15 protein-coding genes are annotated in these 19496 nt (G+C 59.6%); 4 read left to right on the forward strand and 11 right to left on the reverse strand.

Annotated features, from left to right (window positions below):
• Nucleotides 1-11: 11 nt before the first annotated feature.
• The gene (locus SH809_20950; GenBank protein ID MDZ4702192.1) at nucleotides 12-3740 is read right to left on the reverse strand and encodes a BamA/TamA family outer membrane protein; all 3729 of its coding nucleotides are present in this window, start codon (nucleotides 3738-3740) and stop codon (nucleotides 12-14) included.
• Nucleotides 3741-3774: 34 nt separating this feature from the next.
• Nucleotides 3775-4680, reverse strand: a complete 906-nt coding sequence (locus SH809_20955) for an SdiA-regulated domain-containing protein (GenBank protein MDZ4702193.1) — start codon at nucleotides 4678-4680, stop codon at nucleotides 3775-3777.
• Between the two features lie 233 nt (nucleotides 4681-4913).
• Here SH809_20955 and SH809_20960 point away from each other — a divergent pair, with 233 nt between their 5' ends.
• The gene (locus SH809_20960; protein ID MDZ4702194.1) at nucleotides 4914-5708 is read left to right on the forward strand and encodes a DUF5706 domain-containing protein; all 795 of its coding nucleotides are present in this window, start codon (nucleotides 4914-4916) and stop codon (nucleotides 5706-5708) included.
• 58 nt (nucleotides 5709-5766) lie between these two features.
• A complete protein-coding gene (locus SH809_20965; GenBank protein MDZ4702195.1) occupies nucleotides 5767-6600 on the forward strand; it encodes an MBL fold metallo-hydrolase in 834 nt (277 codons plus the stop codon).
• A gap of 7 nt (nucleotides 6601-6607) precedes the next feature.
• Here SH809_20965 and SH809_20970 read toward each other — a convergent pair whose 3' ends face one another.
• Both SH809_20970 and xseB read right to left on the reverse strand, forming a co-directional pair.
• Nucleotides 6608-7471 carry a tetratricopeptide repeat protein gene (locus SH809_20970; GenBank protein ID MDZ4702196.1) on the reverse strand — a complete coding sequence of 288 codons (864 nt, stop codon included), beginning with the start codon at nucleotides 7469-7471 and terminating at the stop codon, nucleotides 6608-6610.
• Nucleotides 7386-7595: an exodeoxyribonuclease VII small subunit gene (gene xseB, locus SH809_20975; protein ID MDZ4702197.1), complete on the reverse strand. Its 210-nt coding sequence runs from the start codon at nucleotides 7593-7595 to the stop codon at nucleotides 7386-7388. The genes SH809_20970 and xseB overlap by 86 nt, the downstream gene beginning before the upstream one ends.
• A gap of 216 nt (nucleotides 7596-7811) precedes the next feature.
• Between xseB and SH809_20980 the strand changes: the two genes are divergently transcribed.
• The gene (locus tag SH809_20980; protein MDZ4702198.1) at nucleotides 7812-8591 is read left to right on the forward strand and encodes an SDR family oxidoreductase; all 780 of its coding nucleotides are present in this window, start codon (nucleotides 7812-7814) and stop codon (nucleotides 8589-8591) included.
• A gap of 300 nt (nucleotides 8592-8891) precedes the next feature.
• Here the strand turns inward: SH809_20980 and SH809_20985 are convergent, their stop codons facing one another.
• The 4 genes from SH809_20985 to SH809_21000 all read right to left on the reverse strand — a co-directional run bounded on the left by SH809_20985 (nucleotide 8892) and on the right by SH809_21000 (nucleotide 15699).
• On the reverse strand, nucleotides 8892-10439 hold the full coding sequence (locus SH809_20985) for an FAD-dependent oxidoreductase (protein ID MDZ4702199.1): 1548 nt from the start codon (nucleotides 10437-10439) through the stop codon (nucleotides 8892-8894).
• 828 nt (nucleotides 10440-11267) lie between these two features.
• Entirely contained in the window at nucleotides 11268-12548 is a 1281-nt protein-coding gene (locus SH809_20990) for a VCBS repeat-containing protein (protein MDZ4702200.1), read from the reverse strand.
• A 118-nt stretch (nucleotides 12549-12666) separates the two neighbouring features.
• Nucleotides 12667-14928: a PQQ-binding-like beta-propeller repeat protein gene (locus SH809_20995; GenBank protein ID MDZ4702201.1), complete on the reverse strand. Its 2262-nt coding sequence runs from the start codon at nucleotides 14926-14928 to the stop codon at nucleotides 12667-12669.
• Between the two features lie 51 nt (nucleotides 14929-14979).
• Nucleotides 14980-15699, reverse strand: coding sequence for a DUF6807 family protein (locus tag SH809_21000; GenBank protein MDZ4702202.1), 720 nt, complete (start codon nucleotides 15697-15699; stop codon nucleotides 14980-14982).
• On the opposite strand from SH809_21000, the gene SH809_21005 reads away from it, so the two are divergent.
• The gene (locus SH809_21005) at nucleotides 15652-15819 is read left to right on the forward strand and encodes a hypothetical protein (protein ID MDZ4702203.1); all 168 of its coding nucleotides are present in this window, start codon (nucleotides 15652-15654) and stop codon (nucleotides 15817-15819) included. The genes SH809_21000 and SH809_21005 overlap by 48 nt on opposite strands.
• A gap of 106 nt (nucleotides 15820-15925) precedes the next feature.
• Here the strand turns inward: SH809_21005 and SH809_21010 are convergent, their stop codons facing one another.
• The 3 genes from SH809_21010 to SH809_21020 form a co-directional block, all read right to left on the reverse strand.
• Complete coding sequence (locus SH809_21010; GenBank protein MDZ4702204.1) at nucleotides 15926-17134, reverse strand: family 16 glycoside hydrolase; 1209 nt, start codon at nucleotides 17132-17134, stop codon at nucleotides 15926-15928.
• A 202-nt stretch (nucleotides 17135-17336) separates the two neighbouring features.
• Nucleotides 17337-17939: a TetR/AcrR family transcriptional regulator gene (locus SH809_21015; GenBank protein ID MDZ4702205.1), complete on the reverse strand. Its 603-nt coding sequence runs from the start codon at nucleotides 17937-17939 to the stop codon at nucleotides 17337-17339.
• 492 nt (nucleotides 17940-18431) lie between these two features.
• Nucleotides 18432-19490: a hypothetical protein gene (locus SH809_21020; GenBank protein MDZ4702206.1), complete on the reverse strand. Its 1059-nt coding sequence runs from the start codon at nucleotides 19488-19490 to the stop codon at nucleotides 18432-18434.
• Nucleotides 19491-19496 lie beyond the last annotated feature (6 nt).

Raw genomic sequence — 19496 nt, forward strand, 5'->3', positions numbered from 1 at the left:
GTGACAGGCGATCAATACAAAAAGCCGAACGAAAGGGTGAATACGCCCTGTTCCGGGGACACGCCGTACGTACTCGAAAGCACGACCGCATCGAACATATCCACCCAGAGCCCGCCGCCGTATCCGGGATGCCAAAGCCTGCCCACGTGCGCATCCACCTCGGTCCACACCCGCCCCACGTCGAAGAAGCCGAGCGCCCCGAGGCTACCCATCGCAACGTAGGTGGAGAAATCCAGCAGCTTGACGCGGAGTTCGGTATTGGCGTAGGCGCTGGTGCGGCCGGCAAACCGATGGCTCCGCCAGCCGCGCACGGTGCCGCTTCCGCCGATCGTATTCGCCTCGTAAAACGGGAAGTCGCCGATGGTGTGTGCGGCTCCGACTCGAGTAGCCAGGGTGACCTGGGGGGATAGGGAGGGGGAGTAATAGATCGTAAGAGCGGTTGAGAGCCGGGTAAAGGGCTTTTCGTCGCGCAGGACGCCGGCGCTCACCCGGGCGTCTGTCACCCAGCGTAGGCCCTGCCGGGGGTTGATGGCGCGATCCGTTTGTTCGATATCCAGCACGGCATCAACGCCGACATGTACCTGATCCTGGTTTTCATCGCTATCCAGCCCGAATTGCGTGAAGAAATCGCCGGAGGAGTCCTCGATTTCTGTGTAACGCAGGTGACCACCCACCGACACCCGGGCGCCGGGATTGCCAAAAACGAATGCCGGCGCGAGCGTGGCCTGCTCGAAGCGGGCCTGATAAAACCGGTCATCCGGCTGGATCCTCGGTGTGGCGTTCCCGAGGCCGAAGAAGTTGCGGATGTTGCGCGGCGAGCGGACGGTGGCCTCGAGCGCGATGTCGACGCTGTTGATGATGTCGACGAAGTGACCCTCATACACCACGTTGTAGGCGCCTGTGCGTGCGGCGGCGTTCGCCACGAACCGATGGTTGGCGGCGTACGGCGTTTTCCGGAAGCCATGGAGCTGAAGCATCATCCCGCCGCCGACATAGAGCCCGTCATCGTCGTTGTAGCCGAAATACACTTGCGGCAGTTTCGCGTTGTATTGAAAGCCCAGCGGGTTATAGGCGTTTACGGCGGGGTCGTCCGAGCGGACGATGCGTGAGCTCGGGCCGGCCGTGGCGACGGGCGCATTGGTCCGCGTGTCGTAGAAGATGGCCTTGTCGCCACCCATATGCACGAGCGAGCGGTCCACAAACGTATCGTCCCCTTCACCGCCCACCACCCGTATGGCGATGCTCGTCCCCACCTCGCCGGCGAACATGAACCGGTCGTCGCCGTCGAGTCCGTACAGCACCACCTCGCTGGTCTCGCTCCGGTGGAACGTCCGGCGGTACATCTCCGAGCGTTGCTCGCCCTCCTGAGTGATTTTGTAGACGACGATCTCGGTGGTCTCGTTGTCGATTCGGTTGACCTCGAATTGCTCGTGTTTGAGCGAACCGAAGAGATCGACCCGGCGGGAAGCGATCCGGTAGAACGCCTCGGCGGCGGCCGGCAGACGGTCTCGCCGTTTTTTGAGGGTCTCGACAAGCGCTGGGCCGTGGAAGTCGATCACGGCCTGCGGAAGAGCGGCGATACCGGCCTCGATGACCGCGTCGGTGAGGGCGGTCTGGATGACCGCCGCCTGTTCGATCCATACGGACCGATCGGCCGGGCCGGCGAGCCGGCGATCCTGCGGCAGACCATTCAGCGTTAGCCCCTTCAGGTTGCCAAAGTCGTCCTCGAACGGCTGGAATTTGGGGTCGAAACCGATCCGAACGAGAGTCGGGAGCACGCCATCGAACCGGTTGAATGCCCAGTCGCGGTCTTTGGGGACGGGCCGGTAGAGCTTGCCCTGGCCGTCCGAATCGTCGAACTCGGCCCAGAGCCACTGGTTTTTGTGCCGGTCCCAGTCGCTGAGCAACATATCGAACAGCCGGGCGCGGACGAACGCCTCGACATCGATCCGGTTGTCGTTGTCTTCTTCGATCTCCTCATACATCTTCTCGACGCTCACGACGTCTTCGGAGGAGCCGACATTCGGGTAGTCGGACATGTCTTCGTCCGGTCGCAGCTCGAACATCATGAGCTGGTTGCCAAAGGTCTCCCGGAAGACGCCCAGGCGCGGGTCGTCCGGGACGAAGACGAGGCGGGGTTCGGAGTGGTAGACGCCGGCGGCCCGGGCGAGTGGGGGGATGGCGAAGGCGCCGTAGGGATGGATCGAGGCGATCTGGTCCTGTACGATGTCTCGGGCCACGGTCTCTCGAAGCGCCGGCGGGAGCGATACGGACGGATCTTTGTCGATCGACCGCAGGCTGTATTCCCGTCCGTCGGCGCCCAGGAGGCGCAGGGAAAACGTCTGCATCCCACCGCCGCGCTTCATGGGAGTGAGGCCGCCGGCTTCTCGGCCGAGGTCCAGGTAGGGCACGGTGACGGGCAGCGCCCAGACATCCCGGTTGTGACGGCCGAGGAGGAGTTCGTGCAGAGGGCCCTTTTTGTAGTTAGGGTTGGCGGCGAGGGTTTGCGTGCTGTCCGTGTAGTCGGGATAGGATGTGGCTTCAGCCGACGGCACGCCGGGGTCCACCGCTTCGCGCGTCGGTCCCTGAATCTCGGTTCGAAACACGACGCTGTCGTCGGGTGCATCCGGTTCGAGGAATTCCATCCAGACCGAGCCGTCGGAGTAGTAGTGCAGGGTGACGAACCCGGTGTTCGAGTGTGCAAAGCCGGCCTGGCCACCGCGAGCCACGAATTCAGGCCTCGCCCCGCCGCCGCTCACGATGAAGTCATGCAACATCCCCTTGAAGTACTGGAGGCTGTGTTCATGTCCGGAGGCATAAATGACCGATTCATGTTCGCCGAACGACCGTTCAAGCCCCGTGCGGAGCGCCCGGTAGGCGGGATGCGCAAGGTCCTGCCGGCTGCCGAAAACGCGGATGAAGAGCGGGTAGAGCGAGCCGACGAGCGGGAGGGGGAGATAGGCATTTTTCCAGAGGGCGGTGAGCGGAAAAAGGTGGGTTTTGAGCGGAAACCGGCCGGCGTGGGAGCCATTCGAATACAGCGGATGATGGCCGACGACCAGTACGTGCCGGTCGTTATGCTCGGCCACCGTCTCGCTGAGCTGGAGGAGCACGTCGCCCTCCTCCTCGACATCATAGTCGCCGGCGTCACCGGTCGGCCGTCCCTCTTCCGTCAGCCACCACTCGGTATCGAGGGCGACGAGGGTGATCTCCGGCGTGAGTTCGACCACCGCCGGCCCCGGGAAGCCGTCGTCTGGCAGAAAGACATTGCCGCGGTCCAGGTAGGCCTCGACATAGGCTTCCTGGCGCCGCAGGGTGGCGAGGCCCCCGGGGGCGGAGTTGTTCCAGTCGTGATTGCCCGGGATAAAGACCACACGACCTGGGTGGGCGCGGACGGCATCGAGCTGCCGGCGAAGCCGCGCCTCGGCCGTCGCACGGCCGGGGTCGGAGGAATCGGGCAGGCCACAGCAATAAATAGTATCTCCTAAAAAAACGACGGCGCTGTGTTCGCCGGCGGCTTCCATCCGGGAAAGCAGGAGTGGCAGAGGGTCCTTGTACCCTTCCCGCGCCGGGCTGCCGGCATCGCCGATGAGAAACACGCGATAGGCGAGCTGCGTGTCGGGGGGAGGCAAGAGGGTCTCCCACCCTTCGTACGTCGAAGCGACGAAGGGACGGGAGGCCGAGCAGCTGGAAACCAGCAGCAGTAGCAGTCCGATGCCGGCGTGGATGACGGTAGACATAACGGGAGCAACGGGTGTGTGGGTACGGAGCCGCCTAGCGCGACATGAAGCGAAGCAACGTAGCGCGTCCTTCGCCCCCTTCGTTGGCGATATACAGATCGCCGTTGCCGGTGAACGCCATGCCTTCCGGTTGTCGGAACAGGTTATCGGGGATAGGCACCGCGGCCATGAGGTCGCCCTGTGGGTTCAGGACAACCACGCTTTTTAACACGGATGAGATGAGATACATCTGTCGGTTGGCGGGGTGAATAGCGAGAGCGGCCGGCTTGAAGGCGCTCGCGTCGAGCAATGGGCCTAGCGCGAGACGGATCACCCGGTTGAGCGGATGGCTGTCGAGGTGAGCGATGGCCTCGAGATCGACCAGATAGACAGGTTTTGGAGATAGAGCGCCCGTCGCCAGGTCGTAAGCGTAGATCGCCCGTTTGTTCTTCAGCCCTTGGCCGGCGAACTCCTTGCAGGCGATGAGCAGACGGTTATGCGCGGCGTCGTAGGCGAGTCCTTCGGTGTCATGTCGGGCGGAGAGGCCGGTTTTGATGGGCGTGGCGTCGAGCGTCTCACTGCGCCAGTCGGCGATGTGATGGAGCGTGCCATTACTCTCCAGGATAAACAGCCCTTCGGGCGTCAGCTCGAGATCTTCGTAATCGCCGTCTTTTCCAAAGCGCGTTTCGCGAACAATCCCCCCTGTTTCGACATCGAGGATATACAGGTGCCCCTTTTCGTCCTGGATGGCGCCGAGACGTCCTTCTTCCAGGACGGTCAGGCCTGAGATTTCGGTGAGCGACCGGGGAAGTTCGAACACGGCGTCGGGGCGCTCCAGGTCGTACGCGGCTGCCGGCGGCGCCTCGGGTTCGGCTGCCGGCTGCGCCCGGGGATGTTCGCAGCCGGACGCCATCGCCAGCGCGATGACAGCGATGGCGGGGGCCATAAAAGCGTTACACATGGGAGTACGGGTCGGATTGGGTGGAGATCCGGGGCATGTTTTTCCGCAGCCTGGAGCCCGAGAACGACGCACCGCGCCGGTTGGACGCACGAGAGGAAGGTAGTACATTACACAACGTACATCATAGAGGACCCTTCGCGATGTCCGGAGCGATGACCGCCGGATCGCGCTGGGCGCGCACCAACCGGGGACGACCCGACGACGGTCGCGACGTCGGGGCCGGCCAACGACCTATGCACGAGAAAAAACGCAAGACAGCCGCTTTGGATTCACCCGACGAGCGAGGCGCCTTTCTGGCGCCGGCCGGCCACGACGAAAACGACGTGCTGGAAATGTCCGGGGTAGTGGACGACGACGGCGACGCCTGGAGGGACGAGGCGGGAGCCGGCGATCTCAAACGGGCCAAAAAGAAGAAAAAAAAGAAGGGCAAGAAGCCGGAACAGGTGAAGGAGGTGCCGGCGTCCGGTTCCGCTCGGGGCATCGAGACGCTGTTCCGCACGTCCTATCGGACAAATATGGATCTGAGTTCGCTGGCCGACACGAAGGCGAACATCATGATCAGCATCAACGGCATCATCATCTCTATCATCCTGGCGTCGATCTCCCCTAAAATCGACGCCAACCCATGGCTGATTCTGCCGACGACCGTGCTGCTGCTGAGCTGCCTCGTGTCGATCGTGTACGCCGTGCTGTCGGCCCGGCCCCGCGTGCATAAAAACGTAATCACGCTGGAGGAAGTGCGAAATAATACCGCGAATATCCTCTTTTTTGGCAATTTTGTCAGCCTGAGGGAGCGAGAATACATCGTGGGTATGAAAGAACTGCTGCAGAATTCCGATACCTTGCGCGAGCAGATGATCAAGGATATTTATGGCCTGGGTCTTGTACTGATCAAGAAGTACGAACTCTTGCGCGTTTCGTACACCGTTTTCATGTTCGGGCTCATTTCGGGTGTGCTCCTGTTTAACCTGGTCTACCTATGGGTTGTCTTGTTTCCGCCCGCACGGGGTGGATCGTTGGTGCCGTAAGGAGGGAACGGGGGCGTAGCATGATGACGTTGTACGAAAGGACAAACCCGATGACGGTATGACGGTCAAATTCTGGGGGGTCCGAGGTTCATTCCCCACGCCGCATCCCCACATGCTCCGGTACGGCGGCAATACGTCGTGCGTGAGCGTTTCTGTCGACACGGGCATCGTAGTGATCGATGCCGGCACGGGTGCCCGTCAGCTGGGCAAGGCGTTGCTCGGCGCCACGCAGCCTATTTACCTGCTGCTGACCCACCTGCACAACGATCACATCGAAGGATTCCCGTTTTTTACGCCCCTTTACCACCCCGGCCACCGCGTCCATCTCATCGACTACCGGCAAGACCGGCAAGCGTGGTCCCCACTGGCCATGCTGGATGGCGTCCACTACCCCATGCGGCCTTCGTCGATCGTGGCGGATTATGTGGCGGTTTCGGAATTCGGCCCCGATTATCTCTGCGCGCGCGGGCTCGACGTCTCGGCGGTGCCGGCCAATCACCCCGGTGGCGCGTACGGGTACCGAGTGGCGCACCGGGGGCGAGTGTTTGTCCATATACCGGACAACGAACTGAACCCGCCGGACTCCGAGCATACGGTCCCGTACGCCGAATTTGTCCGTTTCTGCCGCGGCGCGGATGTCCTTTCACACGACGCCATGTACACGAGCGATGACCTGCCGGCGAAGTGGGGGTGGGGCCACAGCCAGCTCGACCAGACCTGCCAGCTTGCGATCGACGCCGGCGTCCGCCACCTCGTCCTCTTTCACCACGACCCCGAGCGCACCGACGACGCGATCGACACGCTCCAAGACCGCGCCCGCGCCCGCCTGCAACCCCACGGCATCGAGTGTACGGCCGCGTACGAGGGGCTCACGTTTAATCTGGGGGGGTAGCGAGGTTCTATCGGTCCCGCAGCCACAGCCTCGCGTTCGTTTGATTGCGGATGTCCTGCGTGGTTTGTGGCCGTAAGACCAGCAGCTGGCGGAGGTGGGCCGTGCCGGATTCGGTGTCGCCGGCATCGAGATAGGTCTGCGCCAGCTCGTGATGCACGAAGGGATTCAGGGGGTCCAGTGCGGCGGCCCGACGGAGCAGTTCGATCGCCTCATCGCGTGAAGCCGGGGGTACTTCGCCGTAAAATAGCCGCGCCCAGGTTTGCTCGACCCACGTCAGTCCGGCCAGCTCACGGTACAGGATCCCAAGTGATATGTAGGGATAGGCCAGCAGCGAGTCGATGGCGATGGCGGCGCGACTGTGGTGCTCGACCTTCCGCGCCAGCATGATCCGTTCCTTGCCACCCCTGAACTGGGCCAGGTTGCCCAGTGTGGCGGCCATCATAAAATGGGCCACCGCGCTTTCAGGATAGGCGGCCAGCAATCGTTCGGCGCTGGCCACGGCGAGGCGGAAATGGGTTTCGGAGGATTCGGTCCCGGATCTGGGCCCGGGCTCCGCGAGCAGGTCGAGCCCGATGTCGTAGTGCGTCCGCGCCATGCCCAGATCGATGGCGAATACCGCAGCGCCGGCGAGCCGGCTGGCCTCTTCGTAAGAACTCAGCGCGGCTCGAGGCTCATACCGGGCGTAAGCGGCTTCGGCGGCGGCAAGGGGTCGGGCATAGGGCGGCGTCTGGGCCTCGGCCTGGCCGGATAACCAGACCGCCAGGAGCGTGATGCCGACAAACGTGTTATTCCAGCCGAAGCTCCTGCACCCGCAGTTCGGCCTTTTCGAGCCGTTCCTGGCAGTGGCGGACCAGTGCAATACCCTCTTCATAGGTTCGGACGGCCTCCTCGATCCCTGGAGGGTCGTTTTCGAGTGTTTCAATGATCTGTTCGAGCCGCTGCAACGCTTCTTCGAAGCTGAGCGAATCATGGGCCTGAGCTTCGTCGCTGGACATCGGGTCGGATCGGGTTAATGGCGAGGGCAGGGCTACATACCCCGCCGGCCGCGATGGGTTCTTGCTCACCCTACTCGCGAGTCGCACAGAACGTGTGCCGCTTCGATGCGTACGAGTACCCCTCCACCGAATACAAATAGGAGCTCCTCCGAACCAGCGATCTATCGGGCAACCAATCTGGTTTTCCCTTTTTCCTTTTTCCTTTTTCCTTTTGCCATGAACCTTCGTCTTACCGGAAAAACAGCGATCGTCACAGGCGCCAGCCGTGGGATCGGAAAAGCCATCGCGTTGGAGCTGGCGCGTGAGGGATGCCGGATCGTGCTTTGCGCCCGCGAGCCCGGCCGACTTACGGAAGCCGCCGAAGACATCACTCGCCAGACGGGTACGGCCGTAGAGCCGGTCGCAGCCGATATCACCTCGCCCGACGCGGCCGCCCGACTCGTTGAGGCGGCGAAGCGCCGGTTCGGGGGGATAGATATCCTGGTCGGCAACGCTGGCGGCAACCGCCGCAAACCCCTGGTGGATACGACGGACGAGGACTGGTCGCAGCTCATCGATCTCAACCTGATGGGCCATATCCGGTGCGCGCGGGCCGTATTGCCGGCGATGAAACAGGCCGGCGGCGGGTCCATGGTGTTTGTCTCCAGCATCTTCGGCCGCGAAGCCGGCGGGCCGGGACTATCGATCTACAACACCACCAAGTCCGCCCTGATCAGCATGGCCAAGATTCTGGCTATCGAGGTGGCCGGCGATGGGATCCGCGTAAATACCGTCGCCCCCGGCTCGATCCGCTTCCCGGGCAGCAGCTGGGACAAACGCTGCATCGACGACCCTGAGGGCATGGCGAAATTCGTCGAACAAAACCTCCCCATCGGCCGCTTCGGAACGGCGGAGGAGGTGGCGGATGTGGTGACGTTCCTCGTCAGCGATCGCGCCAGCCTGGTAACCGGCGCATGTATTACGGTGGATGGATCCCAGTCGCGCTCGTTGATTTGAGAAGAGGCTTAGCTCGACTTTGTCCATGCGAAATAGAGATATTGCGCTCTAGAATTGGCCTTTCGAAATAAATCTGATATTTTTCAATGTCCTTTGTTGGGTGCGACATTTAAAAAATACATCCTCCGCATCGGGGAAAACTCCGGGCCGGCTATGAGAGGGCGTCGCTACGCGACGCGCGCCCGCGCCAGTATCTGTAAACTGTTTCGAGGGCAACTCCTCAACGTGCTTCTCGGAATTGGGCAAAGTCGAGCTTAGAAACTGTAGAGATTGCCACAACCCATTGCATTTACTGATGGCTTAATTCATCGTTTCTTTCAGATGATCCGATAATCGGAGCGACAATGCGACGAGCGTCAGGGTGGGGTTAGCTGCTCCCGCAGTCGTGAATGCGGCGGCGCCGGCCACGTAGAGATTCGACAGACCATGCACCTTACAGTTGACGTCAACAACGCCCTGTTTGGAATCCTCATGCATACGCGTGGTGCCCATGTGATGCCATCCGGTCCCCAGGAAAGGAGGCCACACGTCGTCCGGTTCTTCCACCCAATCCATGATCATAATGCGGCCGAATCCATGCCGGCCAACTTCCTCGCCGAGGGTATGATAGAAGTCGCGGATGGTGCGTTTGTCCAGATTGGTTAATTGCCAGTTCAGTTGCACACGCGGAACTCCCAGCTCGTCCCGCTCAGGGCCTAATGTGATTCTGGAAGCAGGATTTGGCGCCTGTTCAATACGGGTGAACAGGCGAAAAATCGTGCTTTCCGTTGAAATGGTCGGGGTTTTTTCCCCGGCTTTTATCCGTTCCAGATTGTCGTCGAACTGATCCTTAAACACTTTTGCATTCGGATACTGGCGCTGAATGTTACTACGAATATCCGCCGTCTCCGTACTGGTTGCGGGATAAAGTCCGGCCGTGATATTTAGAATACGCAGTTCCTCCTGAGTGGCCCGGTTCAGCGTGAGTTCGCCTCTGTAGTTTCTCGATGCGAATCCCAAATTCTGCATATACAGATCCAGGTTTCGCGTCTCGGGAATCGCCAGAAAGGCAGAACTCACCTCCGGGTGGTCCATAAAGAATCTCCCTACAAGATCCAGGTCGTTTCCCAGTCCGTTGCGAGCCTGTCTGTTCGACGCCAGCAAGAGGCGAGCATTCTGAATCGTTCCCGTTGCCAGCGCATACACACGGGCCTTCACGCGGTGTTGTTTACCGTTGAGGCATTTAATCTCCAGTTCATCCACCGAAGAGACAGATTCATTGGCGGCGATGTTTGTGACGGCCGCATACGTGTACAGATGAATGTTTTTTGCCGAGACGATGTCTTCTCGATACCGGGTTCCGAACCGCGTCGGGGGGCTCAGTTGCCACATCTTCGTGTAGACTTTCGCCTTGTCGAACGGAAGCTGTGGCCTGATCGGCTCCTTCTTTTCCCAGTATTCAGTGCTATATTCATACGGCCCGAGTTCGAGCCATTTATGCGCCCGAGCGTAGAAAACATCCAGGTCCTTTCGCTGGATCGGCCAACCGCTATGCGGCACCCAGTCTCGCTTGATAAAGTCGACTTCATCATACGGCGAACACATTCCCGCCCAGTGGCCTGTAGTCCCCCCAAACATGTGCATGCGCGTCGATTGGAGTAGATGATAGTCGCGGCCTGTAGTTTCGCCGGCATATCGATCCTGCATCTCCGTGTCGTAATCAAATCCACCTCCTTCCAGGAGAATGACGTTGTAAGGGGTGCCCACGCATTCGAGCGCCATACTTATGCCGGCGGCGCCGGCTCCAACAATACAGATATCGCCTTCGATGAGCGATCCATCCTCGAGTGTTCGGGCATCAATGTGCATCGCCGTTTAGTCTGGCTATAGTTCGTGTGAAAGCGTGTAGCTCACAAAAGTCACTTCCCGACTATCGGGCGACCAGGAAGGGACGTTGATCGTTCCCTGTCCACCAAAAAACTGGGCGAGTGCGCGGATCTCACCACCACCCACGGGCATCAGCAGCAACATTACACCTTGATTTGCCGGAAGCCCTTCGACGTGTGGATCGTAGGAGAGGAACACGATCCACTTCCCGTCCGGTGATGGATGGGGAAACCAGTCATTGAGGCGTCATGAGTCATTTGTTCTTCTTCGCTTCCATCGGCTTTCATTCGGTAGATATGAATGGTGTCCGTGCGGACGGAGTTGAAGTAAATGTACGCGCCATCGGGGGAGTAGTCCGGCTCATCATCCAGCCCGGGTGCTTCTGTTCGTGTAGTCCGGTTCGCTGTAGGAAATGGTGCCGGGGATGGCAATATCTCCGATGTCTGTGTGGCCCTCGAATTGACCGAGTTCTGACGTACACGATGCCAATAACGTGACAGCAATTAACACTAAACCAGTTCTTAAATGGGGTTTCATGGTGATGGATGTTGGGGTGTGAGCATTCGATTGGACCGTAAGCCGTCCGTGTAACACGTGAATCACTACTCTATTTTTCTTTTTGTAGGGTTATCAGGTAACCGCATCCGTAGCGCTTAGGGTAAGAAGCACGAGCTGTCCGATGCCTGCAAAGACCCCTTCCAGGAGCCAGTCCGTGATCTCAATTTCACCATCATCTTGCAGCCAATGCGTTCGGCAAACTAAGCACCTTTGTCAACGGGTCCGCCGCATAGCAGGCCCACTGATGTAGGTTCAGGGGCGTCTAGCCGGCAGCGAAGCCCGATAACGCGTTATGTCGGTCAATAGCAGTCTGGCCTGCGTTCCCCAGCCGCCAATGAGAACATCCGTCTTGCCGTCTCCGTCCAGGTCGCCCGATCCCATGCTCCAGCTGCGCCCGACCGTGATGCCGGGGACGACATCGAGCGTGACGTCCGTGAAGGTCCCTTTGCCATCGTTCTGCCAGGCTCGAAGTTGGAGAGGGACGAAGCCGGGGACCTGGATGGCCCCCACGAGGAGATCTGGCGCACCGTCGTTGTTAAAATCGACAACGCTCGCGGCCCAACTCGAGAAGGTGTGAGCCGGCAGGCGCTGCTCCGTTTCATCGCGGAAATTTCCCTCGCCATCATTTACCAAAAGGCGCGTCTGGGGGTCCTTGTCCCACGCCTGATTGTTGCTGGTGATGTTGAGGAATACGATGTCGTTGTTCCCATCCCCGTTGACGTCTAACACATGTACCTCGCGGGTCTCCATGGGCACGCGCAGATCTAAACGGTCGGACGCATCGGTGAAGTGACCGTCCCCGCTATTGATCAGCAAACGATTGGGATAGGAAGGACTGGCGATGACGAGGTCGAGATGGCCGTCCCGGTCCATGTCTGCCAGGGCCAATCCCTCGGTCTGGTCGTCGGATTGCGGCAGGTGCGTTCCGGAGGCGTCGATGAAGTGACCCGGACGATCCGGATTGTTGAGAAATAGCAGATTGTGGGCAGGGTAGAGCTTCATGCCGGGTCCGAAGCCCTTCTCGCCGGTGCTGCCAACCACAATGTCCGGCCGGCCGTCCCCGTTGACGTCGCCGACCGCAAGCGCATTGCCCTGGCTCGTGGCGGGCAATCGATCGCTGGCATCTTCGAAGCCGCCCTTACCATCACCCAGAAACAATTGATGGGTCTCGTCCGACTCCGCGACAAAGACAACGTCCATGTTTCCATCCCCATCGAAGTCTGCCGCCCCCACATGTTCGTTGTCGTGACTGACGATCCCAAACGCGTCAGGCTGGTAGCTCAGCTTTCCCGTGCCGTCGTTCATATACAGCCGGTTCACCCCGTGCTCGACGGACACCGCTACATCGAGATGCCCGTCGTTGTTGACGTCGACGAAGACAGAGTGAGAAGAATGCAGGCTCGGCGCAAGGGGCACGTGCGTCGAAGTGGCATCCACGAATAACGACGAGGGTCGTTCGGGAATCGGGGTAAACGCATCCGTGGCGGGGTCGCGCACCGTCAGCTGCTGAGCTTCCGCAAATGGTGTAATCAAAAGGGCAGACAGAGCAAATAAGAGGCTGGTCCAGAGGTGGTGTCTCATCGTGAGCTTTACCCGTTTAGGTAGAATGGTGAATGAGCGGCATCTTTCACGTATCGGGTTCCGACCCCGCTTACCTGATCGACCGCGCGGCCTCGGGCAGCGCGAACGCTATGATCGAGTCGCCGTGCTTTGTACCCAGTTTCCCTCCGCCGCCGGCCGCGATCACGACGAACTGTTTGCCGTCGATCATGTACACACTCGGCGTCGCGTAGCCGCCGGCCGGCAACTGGTACTCCCAAACGACCCTGCCGGTATGCTTATCGAAGGCGCGGATTTTCTCGTCGGCGGTGGCCGCTATAAAGATCACATCGCCGGCCGTCACGACCGGGCCGCCGAAGTTCTTGGACCCCGTGTTGCGGATCCCTTTCGCGACCAGTTCGGGGTATTCACCGAGAGGGACTTTCCAGAGAATCTCGCCTTTCGCCAGGTCCACGGCGCTGAGCGTCCCCCACGGGGGCGCGATCGCCGGATACCCGTTCTGATCTACGAAGAAGGGAGCGATGTTGGCGTAACGCGGGCTCTTGCCTGTGCCTCCATCGCTGGTTGTGACCGCTGCCGTTTGTTCGGACGCCTTTACCCCTCCGGCCGGCTCCGATTCCTGAACCGCGCTCTTCAGGAAAGCCGTGAGGTCGCTTACCTGCCCATCCGCGAGCTGGGGGAAGGGCGGCATCATGTTGCGGCCGTGACGGATAACGGTCACCATCGAGTCGTTGCTTATGGCGAGGTTCGTAAGCGGAGGGTGGGCCGGCGGATTGCCCTCTCGGTTGAGCCCATGGCATGCCGTGCAGTTCTGGTCGTACAACGCCCTACCACGATCGACGGGCGAACTACTTGCGACGTCCACGTCCGTTAAGGGCTTCAGCGTATGGATGGTGGGCGCTTCGTTGGCATTGACAAACATCACGTTGGTCCGAGGGTCGAAGGCAGCGCCTCCCCACTCCACACCTCCCTGGTGGCCGGGCAGCGTGATGACGCCTTTCAGTGACGCGGGTGTGTACAACCCCCCGGTCTCGTATTTCCTGAACTCGTTCAGGACGTACGCATGGGTCTCCGGGTCAATATTGCTCAGCTCTGATTCCGTCAGGTGCGTCCGAACCAGAGGCGGCGGCCTGAGAGGAAACGGCTGGGTCGGCCATGCTTCCTCACCCGGCACCGTCGAGGCCGGCACGGGGAGTTCGACAACCGGGAAAACAGGCTCCCCCGTGTCCCGGTCCAGGACGAACGTCAAGCCCTGCTTCGTCAGCTGTACGACGATATCTCTGGGCGTGTCGCCGGAGTTCACCGTCGCAAGGATGGGCGCGGGAGGACTGTCGTAGTCAAAGATGTCGTGGTGGATGGTCTGGTAGTGCCACTTCCGCTCTCCGGTGGTGGCGTCCAGGGCCACCACGCTGTTGGCAAAGAGGTTAGCCCCTTTCCGCGTGCCGCCGTAGATAAAATCGCCCGCCGCCGACCCGGTAGCGAAGAACACCCAGCCCCTCTTGTCATCAACGGTCAGGCCGCCCCACGGGTTGGCGCCGCCGTACATCTCCCCTTCCTCCCATTCCCACGTATCGTACCCGAACTCGCCCTTTACGGGTACCGTGTGGAAGATCCACTTGAACTCACCGGTTTCCATGTCGTAGGCACGCACATCGCCTGGTGTTGAATCGTGCTCCTCCGGTACGCGGGAGCCGACGATGAGGAAGTTTTTGTACGCGATGCCGGGGGTCGTCACCTCGATGGATGCCAACTCAGGTGCAATGGGAAGATTCTTGCGCAGATCAATAAACCCCCCTTCCCCGAACGACTCTATGAGTGCACCCGTCCTGGCGTCCAGCGCATAAACCCTGTCCTTCACGAAGTTCAAGATCCTTTTCTTCCCCCCACTGGCGCCTTCCCAGTAGACCAGGCCACGGTTGCGGCCGTGAAATACTCGCTCCGAGTTGATGTACTTCGAAGGCACAAATTTCCAGACCTCCTCTCCCGTCGCCGCATTCAATGCAATGGCGTTGATTTCGGGCGTGGTAAAATACAGTAACCCGTCCACTATGATAGGGTTGCTGTACATCCCAGGGCCCACCGGATTGCCGTGTTTGTATTCCCAGGCCTTCTCCAGTTTATTGACATTGCCGAGGTTGATTTGCGAGAGCTCGGAGTACTGTATGGCCGTCTTGTCCCCCCGGTAAATTGCCCAATCGCGGAAGTTATTGAGCCGGTCCTCCCACTCCGGCTCGGGTGGCGCCGTACGATTATCCGAGGGTATCAGGTCGTTGGCGTCAATCCCGTACACAAACAGCGACAGAGCCAACGTGCCTCCGAGGAGCGCGACAGCGGGAATGCGGCGATGTCTCATGGTAGTACGAAGCCCGTGTAGGTTAAACGCGTAGAAAATCGGCTGCTTTGGTCAATTCGACGTGGCATACTCCGTCCATGCGCGCGATAGCTCGATGTGGTCCAGGTTGCCGGTGTAAGCCAACAGACGGTACCGGAAGGTTTTCGCCTCACCCCTGGCGAGCTTCCAATCCCCCATGATCTGCAGCGACGGCCCCACTCCCAACTCGCCGTCGACACGCCAGGAAATGGGGAAGCCGGCATTCTTGGGGTGATCGAAGAAGGCTATGTGCGCCGGGTCGTTGCGCCCCTCCACCCGTATGCCCACATCGGTCCAGATCGCACGCTGAGCCTCGGCCTCGTTATTTCGCTGACCCGCCGCGTTAACCACCTCGCCTACAGACTGCTCGTGCCAGGGCATGCGGAGGAACAGCCCTCCGACGAAGAACTTGCCAAATGTGATGTCGGTCTTGGCCTCGCCTACCCATGCGAGATCGAGAACGTACCTGCCGTGCACTTCCCGCATGGCCCATGTCTGTGTTTCGGTAAGCGTGGTGTTTCCGTTCTCGTCCAGAAGATCGTATACCGTCTGCCACTTAACCTGCTCACCCGTGCCCACGAGCACGCCGGCCGAAACGCGGCGGTAGTAGTCACTCTGAGACCGGCCCTCGATGCAGCAGGCCATGAAGTAGTCTCGGCCATTCACCAACTTCAGGCCCCAGTACAGGCCCGTTTGGTGCCTGTGATGTGCCGGCCTGTACTCCGTGAGTACGCCTCGCCCATCCGGAGCCACTATCGGGTGAATGTAGGGACGTGCATCCTCCTGAGCGACCTGGGTAAGGATAGCCTGCGCCTCTCCATAACGAAAGATAGAAATGGTGCCGGCCTCCTGATCATGCTGGATGCACAGTGATCCAGGAACACCCGCTCCCGGTGGTGTGCAATCCGCAGAGCCCGGGTCGCCTAGCCCGGCGCTGGCAAGGCCTGCAAGAAGTAGAGCGACGCTCGCTAGCCGCATCTTAGTCGACCTCCTTGATCTTGATGCTTCGATAGGACATGTCATCCGCCACGGGACGGATCAGGATATTCCACCTGACGCCCTCATCCGAATTTCGCTGGTACTCCAGGATGTGAGCCCCGTTGAGCCAGTACTCCGTTCGACCATTGGACATCATCCGTATGACCGCGCGATTCCAACGATCCGGTATCGCCTTCTTGGATGCCAGGTGACAGAAGGTAAGCGCATCGCCACCCTCGCCTGACCCAGGCACATTTGACCCAGCCTCTGCATAACCGAGGCCGCAGACGGCGTCATCCGTTGCGGACATGAACTCAAATTTCAGCTCAAACGGCACGGACGGGGCGTTGGTGACGAGCTGCTGGTCACTGGGAGCATCCGGGGTGCCTGAAGCGCCGACGGAGATGGCGCCGTCAACGATCTCGAAGCCGGCGTTTGTGTCCCCCGTCCATCCATCCAGGCTCTTACCATCCCATAGCAGCCGGTAGCCGTTCTCCTTCTCCTGCGGAGAGAGGTTGTTGGGGATCAGGTTCGTCACGAACAGGTCGTCAAACGGCGAAGGCTGCAGGTCCGTTGTTTTGATCCGGAAGTTTCGCCACCTGATCTGCCTGGCTCCTTCCGGGTCGATGTTGGGCTGGTTGGCGTGTAATTGCAGGCCGATGAAGCCCCTCGTGGTCAGATTGTCTTCCAGGTTGGCCGTGGGAATACCGTTCACCCAGACCCGGTTGGTGGTGCCGATGGCCTCGATTCGGTAGCTATTCCATTGATTGTTGACGAACGCCCTCTTGGATTCAGGATGTATGTCCGTCGTGACAAGCCATCCCCTCCGCGCTTCGTCATAGATACTGCCGCTCCACTTTTGCGGCTTGGTATCTATTTCCGCCTGGTAACCGTGAACCCTTCCTTCCTGGTATCCATCGTGGCTGAGGCTCCGAAATTGGACACCAGAGTTATTCATCAGCAGGTCCGACCTGACTTCGAATTCCAGGATAAAGTCGCCGAACTCTTCCTCGGTGACCAGGAATCCGTTCGGCTCACCCGGAACGGTCGTCCCGACGATTGCTCCGTCCTTGGCCTCGAAGATGTGTGCGCCGTTCAGCTGCTTCCATCCCGTCAGATCCTCTCCGTTAAAAAGGCTTCTCCATCCGCTACTCGCCCCGTTAGTCATGTCCTGCGCCCTGGTAGTGGATGCAGAGATGAGCAGGCTCATGGCAAGTGCAATGGAGGCGTAGGATTGTCGCGCTGGTCTCATGTCGAATCTCTACTCGTTTTCACACATTGTTGTGAAGCGGTGCCGCTCCGAACGCGAGCGGAGTGTCGATCTGGGTAAGGGTGTTCGGAAGTGTGGCCATGACCATGGTTTCGCACTGCTGGCTTCGCCTGTCACTCATCGCTGAGCTACACCATCTACATTATAGTAACACGACCTTCTCGACACGCTCAAAAACCTCCTCCAGAAGTTCTTCCGTTATCTCGATCTCGCCCTTATCCTCCATCTGGGCGAGGACCTGAACCGGACCCGCGATAAATGCATAGTTCACATATCGCATTAAAGTCCCTTCAAATCGTTCCAATAAGCCCGGAAAGCAAGCCCTGATCATTTCGGCTTCCATGGCATCCTTCCGAGCTTCCATCTCTGGTCTAAGAACAGACGATATTTCACACTGTATCTTGACGGTAGCAGCATCACGATGATTGAAATACCATCTCGCAAAGCCAAACCAGTACGCTCGCAGACGCTCTTTCGGCGAATCCGCCAGACCCATATTGGCCTTACAAGATCCAACAAACTCGGCTACAATCTCCACGTAGAGCTCGTTGAGGAGCTGCTCTTTGGTCTCGAAATAAACGAAGAGCGTCCCATTCGCGACCCCAGCCTTCCGCGCGATGGCTGCAGTCGACACACTTTGTAGACCATTACGGGCAAACAATTCGGTCGCAGCTATGAGGAGTGCGGCTCGTTTATCTGTAACACCGTTCCGTGAGCGAGTAAGGGCTGTGGAGAGGTCTTCCATCAAGATGAAGCTCGATACTTGGGAAGGAATATATTCTGTATATACGATTGACTGATCGATCAGTCAATCGTTGCCTTAATTTATTACAAGATCCGCAGTAGCTTACTGCGCGGAATCTAAATTGAAAATGCTGTTTTCTTGAAGCTTTCTTTTGAGAATCAACGACCACTGTCTCGGGTGGTGGTTCTTTTGCGTGGAATGCCCTCGTTCTTTGATCCAGTCTTTATGTTAGCGCCGCACAGGGTAATGGGTTGGTTTGACACCGCTGCCCCTACGCATACGTGGTTGAGTGGAGACGCCTATTGAAAGATACCCCCTATGCTGATTGACCGTCTTCCCCAAGATTATGGATGACGGACGAGTCGGTGAAAAGAGCCGACCAGGATATTTGAAGCATTGATCTTCAGCGACGTGCTGCTTGTCGAGGGAATCAAAACGCCTTGCCAGTTCCTGATGCTGTGTTGTGACAGGCAGGAGGACGTGCTTGCAAATCTACTCAAACGCCATGACCGTCGCCACGAGCCGGCGCTGGCGGTCTTGCTTCCGGTTCCACTGGATGAGGATGGGGCTCTGGTAGGTGCCGTGGAGTATAGCCGGCTGGTCGGTCTGTTGCGGATCGGCGACGAGGAAGCGGACGGAGCGCTTCATTTGGAGGGCGCGCGCGGCCTGGGCGGCGAGCACTTTCTGGATGCCGCGCCCAAACAGGGAGGTGCTGAGGCCGAGGCGGTCGAGCGTGCGGTTGACGACGTGCACCAGATCGTACTTGGCGTAATTGAGCATCTTGTTCGGCACGGCGCGCGGGTCCTTGAGCATGTGCCAGCCCTTTTGGGCCATGAACCGCATGGGATTGTGGAGCACCTCGGCGAGGTCGTACTGCATGAGCAGCGTCTCGTATTCGTTCACCGTCAGCGCGGCGCCCTGTTCGTCGGGCGCGAGGCTGATTTCGATCCGCCCCTGCTGGATCCCGAGCCGGCGCACCTCGTGGTCGAGCTGGTCCATCAACCCCAACCGCGGGTCCTTCAGGTTGACGGAATCCACCCGATGGCCCGACACGGGCACAATAAGGGGGATGGTGTGGACGGGCACCTCGCGGTTGTAGCCGATGACGGTGGTCTTGCGCCGGCGCTTCGTCCCGTCACACTCGCCATCGAGGTCGACAAAGTACACCGGCATCTCCCCCCGGTGCTTGTAGGTGACACAGTTCTCGAGCCCGGATCCGATGTAGGTCAGATGGGAATCCCCGTTCAGGGGTTCGGAACGCTTCTGCTCCTCGGTGAGCTCGGTACGAAGGTGCAGCTTGTCGTGGCAGTAGTTCGCGAGGGGCGGGAAGAGCTCGTGGAAACCATCCACGTAGGCCCGGAGGGAGTCCGGACTGTGATTCAGCCGGTCGCACACGCTTTGTTCGAAATATCCGGCCGTGGTATGGAAGGAACAGTAGAGCGCTTTTTCGTAGGTGCGGAAAAAGGCCTCGTCGTGTTCTTTCAGCCGGGAAGAGATGTCGATGACGTCGAAACGCGACGACGGCGTAAGCTCTAAGCTGATTGCAGCCATGTGGAC

The organism is Rhodothermales bacterium (genome assembly GCA_034439735.1).
Classification (GTDB): Bacteria; Bacteroidota; Rhodothermia; order Rhodothermales; family JAHQVL01; genus JAWKNW01.

Coding starts and splice junctions, on each gene's coding strand:
- SH809_20950 (MDZ4702192.1), bottom strand. CDS start 3,740: ATGTCTACCGTCATCCACGCCGGCATCGGACTGCTACTGCTGCTGGTT.
- SH809_20955 (MDZ4702193.1), bottom strand. CDS start 4,680: ATGTGTAACGCTTTTATGGCCCCCGCCATCGCTGTCATCGCGCTGGCG.
- SH809_20960 (MDZ4702194.1), top strand. CDS start 4,914: ATGCACGAGAAAAAACGCAAGACAGCCGCTTTGGATTCACCCGACGAG.
- SH809_20965 (MDZ4702195.1), top strand. CDS start 5,767: ATGACGGTCAAATTCTGGGGGGTCCGAGGTTCATTCCCCACGCCGCAT.
- SH809_20970 (MDZ4702196.1), bottom strand. CDS start 7,471: ATGAAGAGGGTATTGCACTGGTCCGCCACTGCCAGGAACGGCTCGAAA.
- xseB (MDZ4702197.1), bottom strand. CDS start 7,595: ATGTCCAGCGACGAAGCTCAGGCCCATGATTCGCTCAGCTTCGAAGAA.
- SH809_20980 (MDZ4702198.1), top strand. CDS start 7,812: ATGAACCTTCGTCTTACCGGAAAAACAGCGATCGTCACAGGCGCCAGC.
- SH809_20985 (MDZ4702199.1), bottom strand. CDS start 10,439: ATGCACATTGATGCCCGAACACTCGAGGATGGATCGCTCATCGAAGGC.
- SH809_20995 (MDZ4702201.1), bottom strand. CDS start 14,928: ATGAGACATCGCCGCATTCCCGCTGTCGCGCTCCTCGGAGGCACGTTG.
- SH809_21005 (MDZ4702203.1), top strand. CDS start 15,652: ATGTGCCGGCCTGTACTCCGTGAGTACGCCTCGCCCATCCGGAGCCAC.
- SH809_21010 (MDZ4702204.1), bottom strand. CDS start 17,134: ATGAGCCTGCTCATCTCTGCATCCACTACCAGGGCGCAGGACATGACT.
- SH809_21015 (MDZ4702205.1), bottom strand. CDS start 17,939: ATGGAAGACCTCTCCACAGCCCTTACTCGCTCACGGAACGGTGTTACA.
- SH809_21020 (MDZ4702206.1), bottom strand. CDS start 19,490: ATGGCTGCAATCAGCTTAGAGCTTACGCCGTCGTCGCGTTTCGACGTC.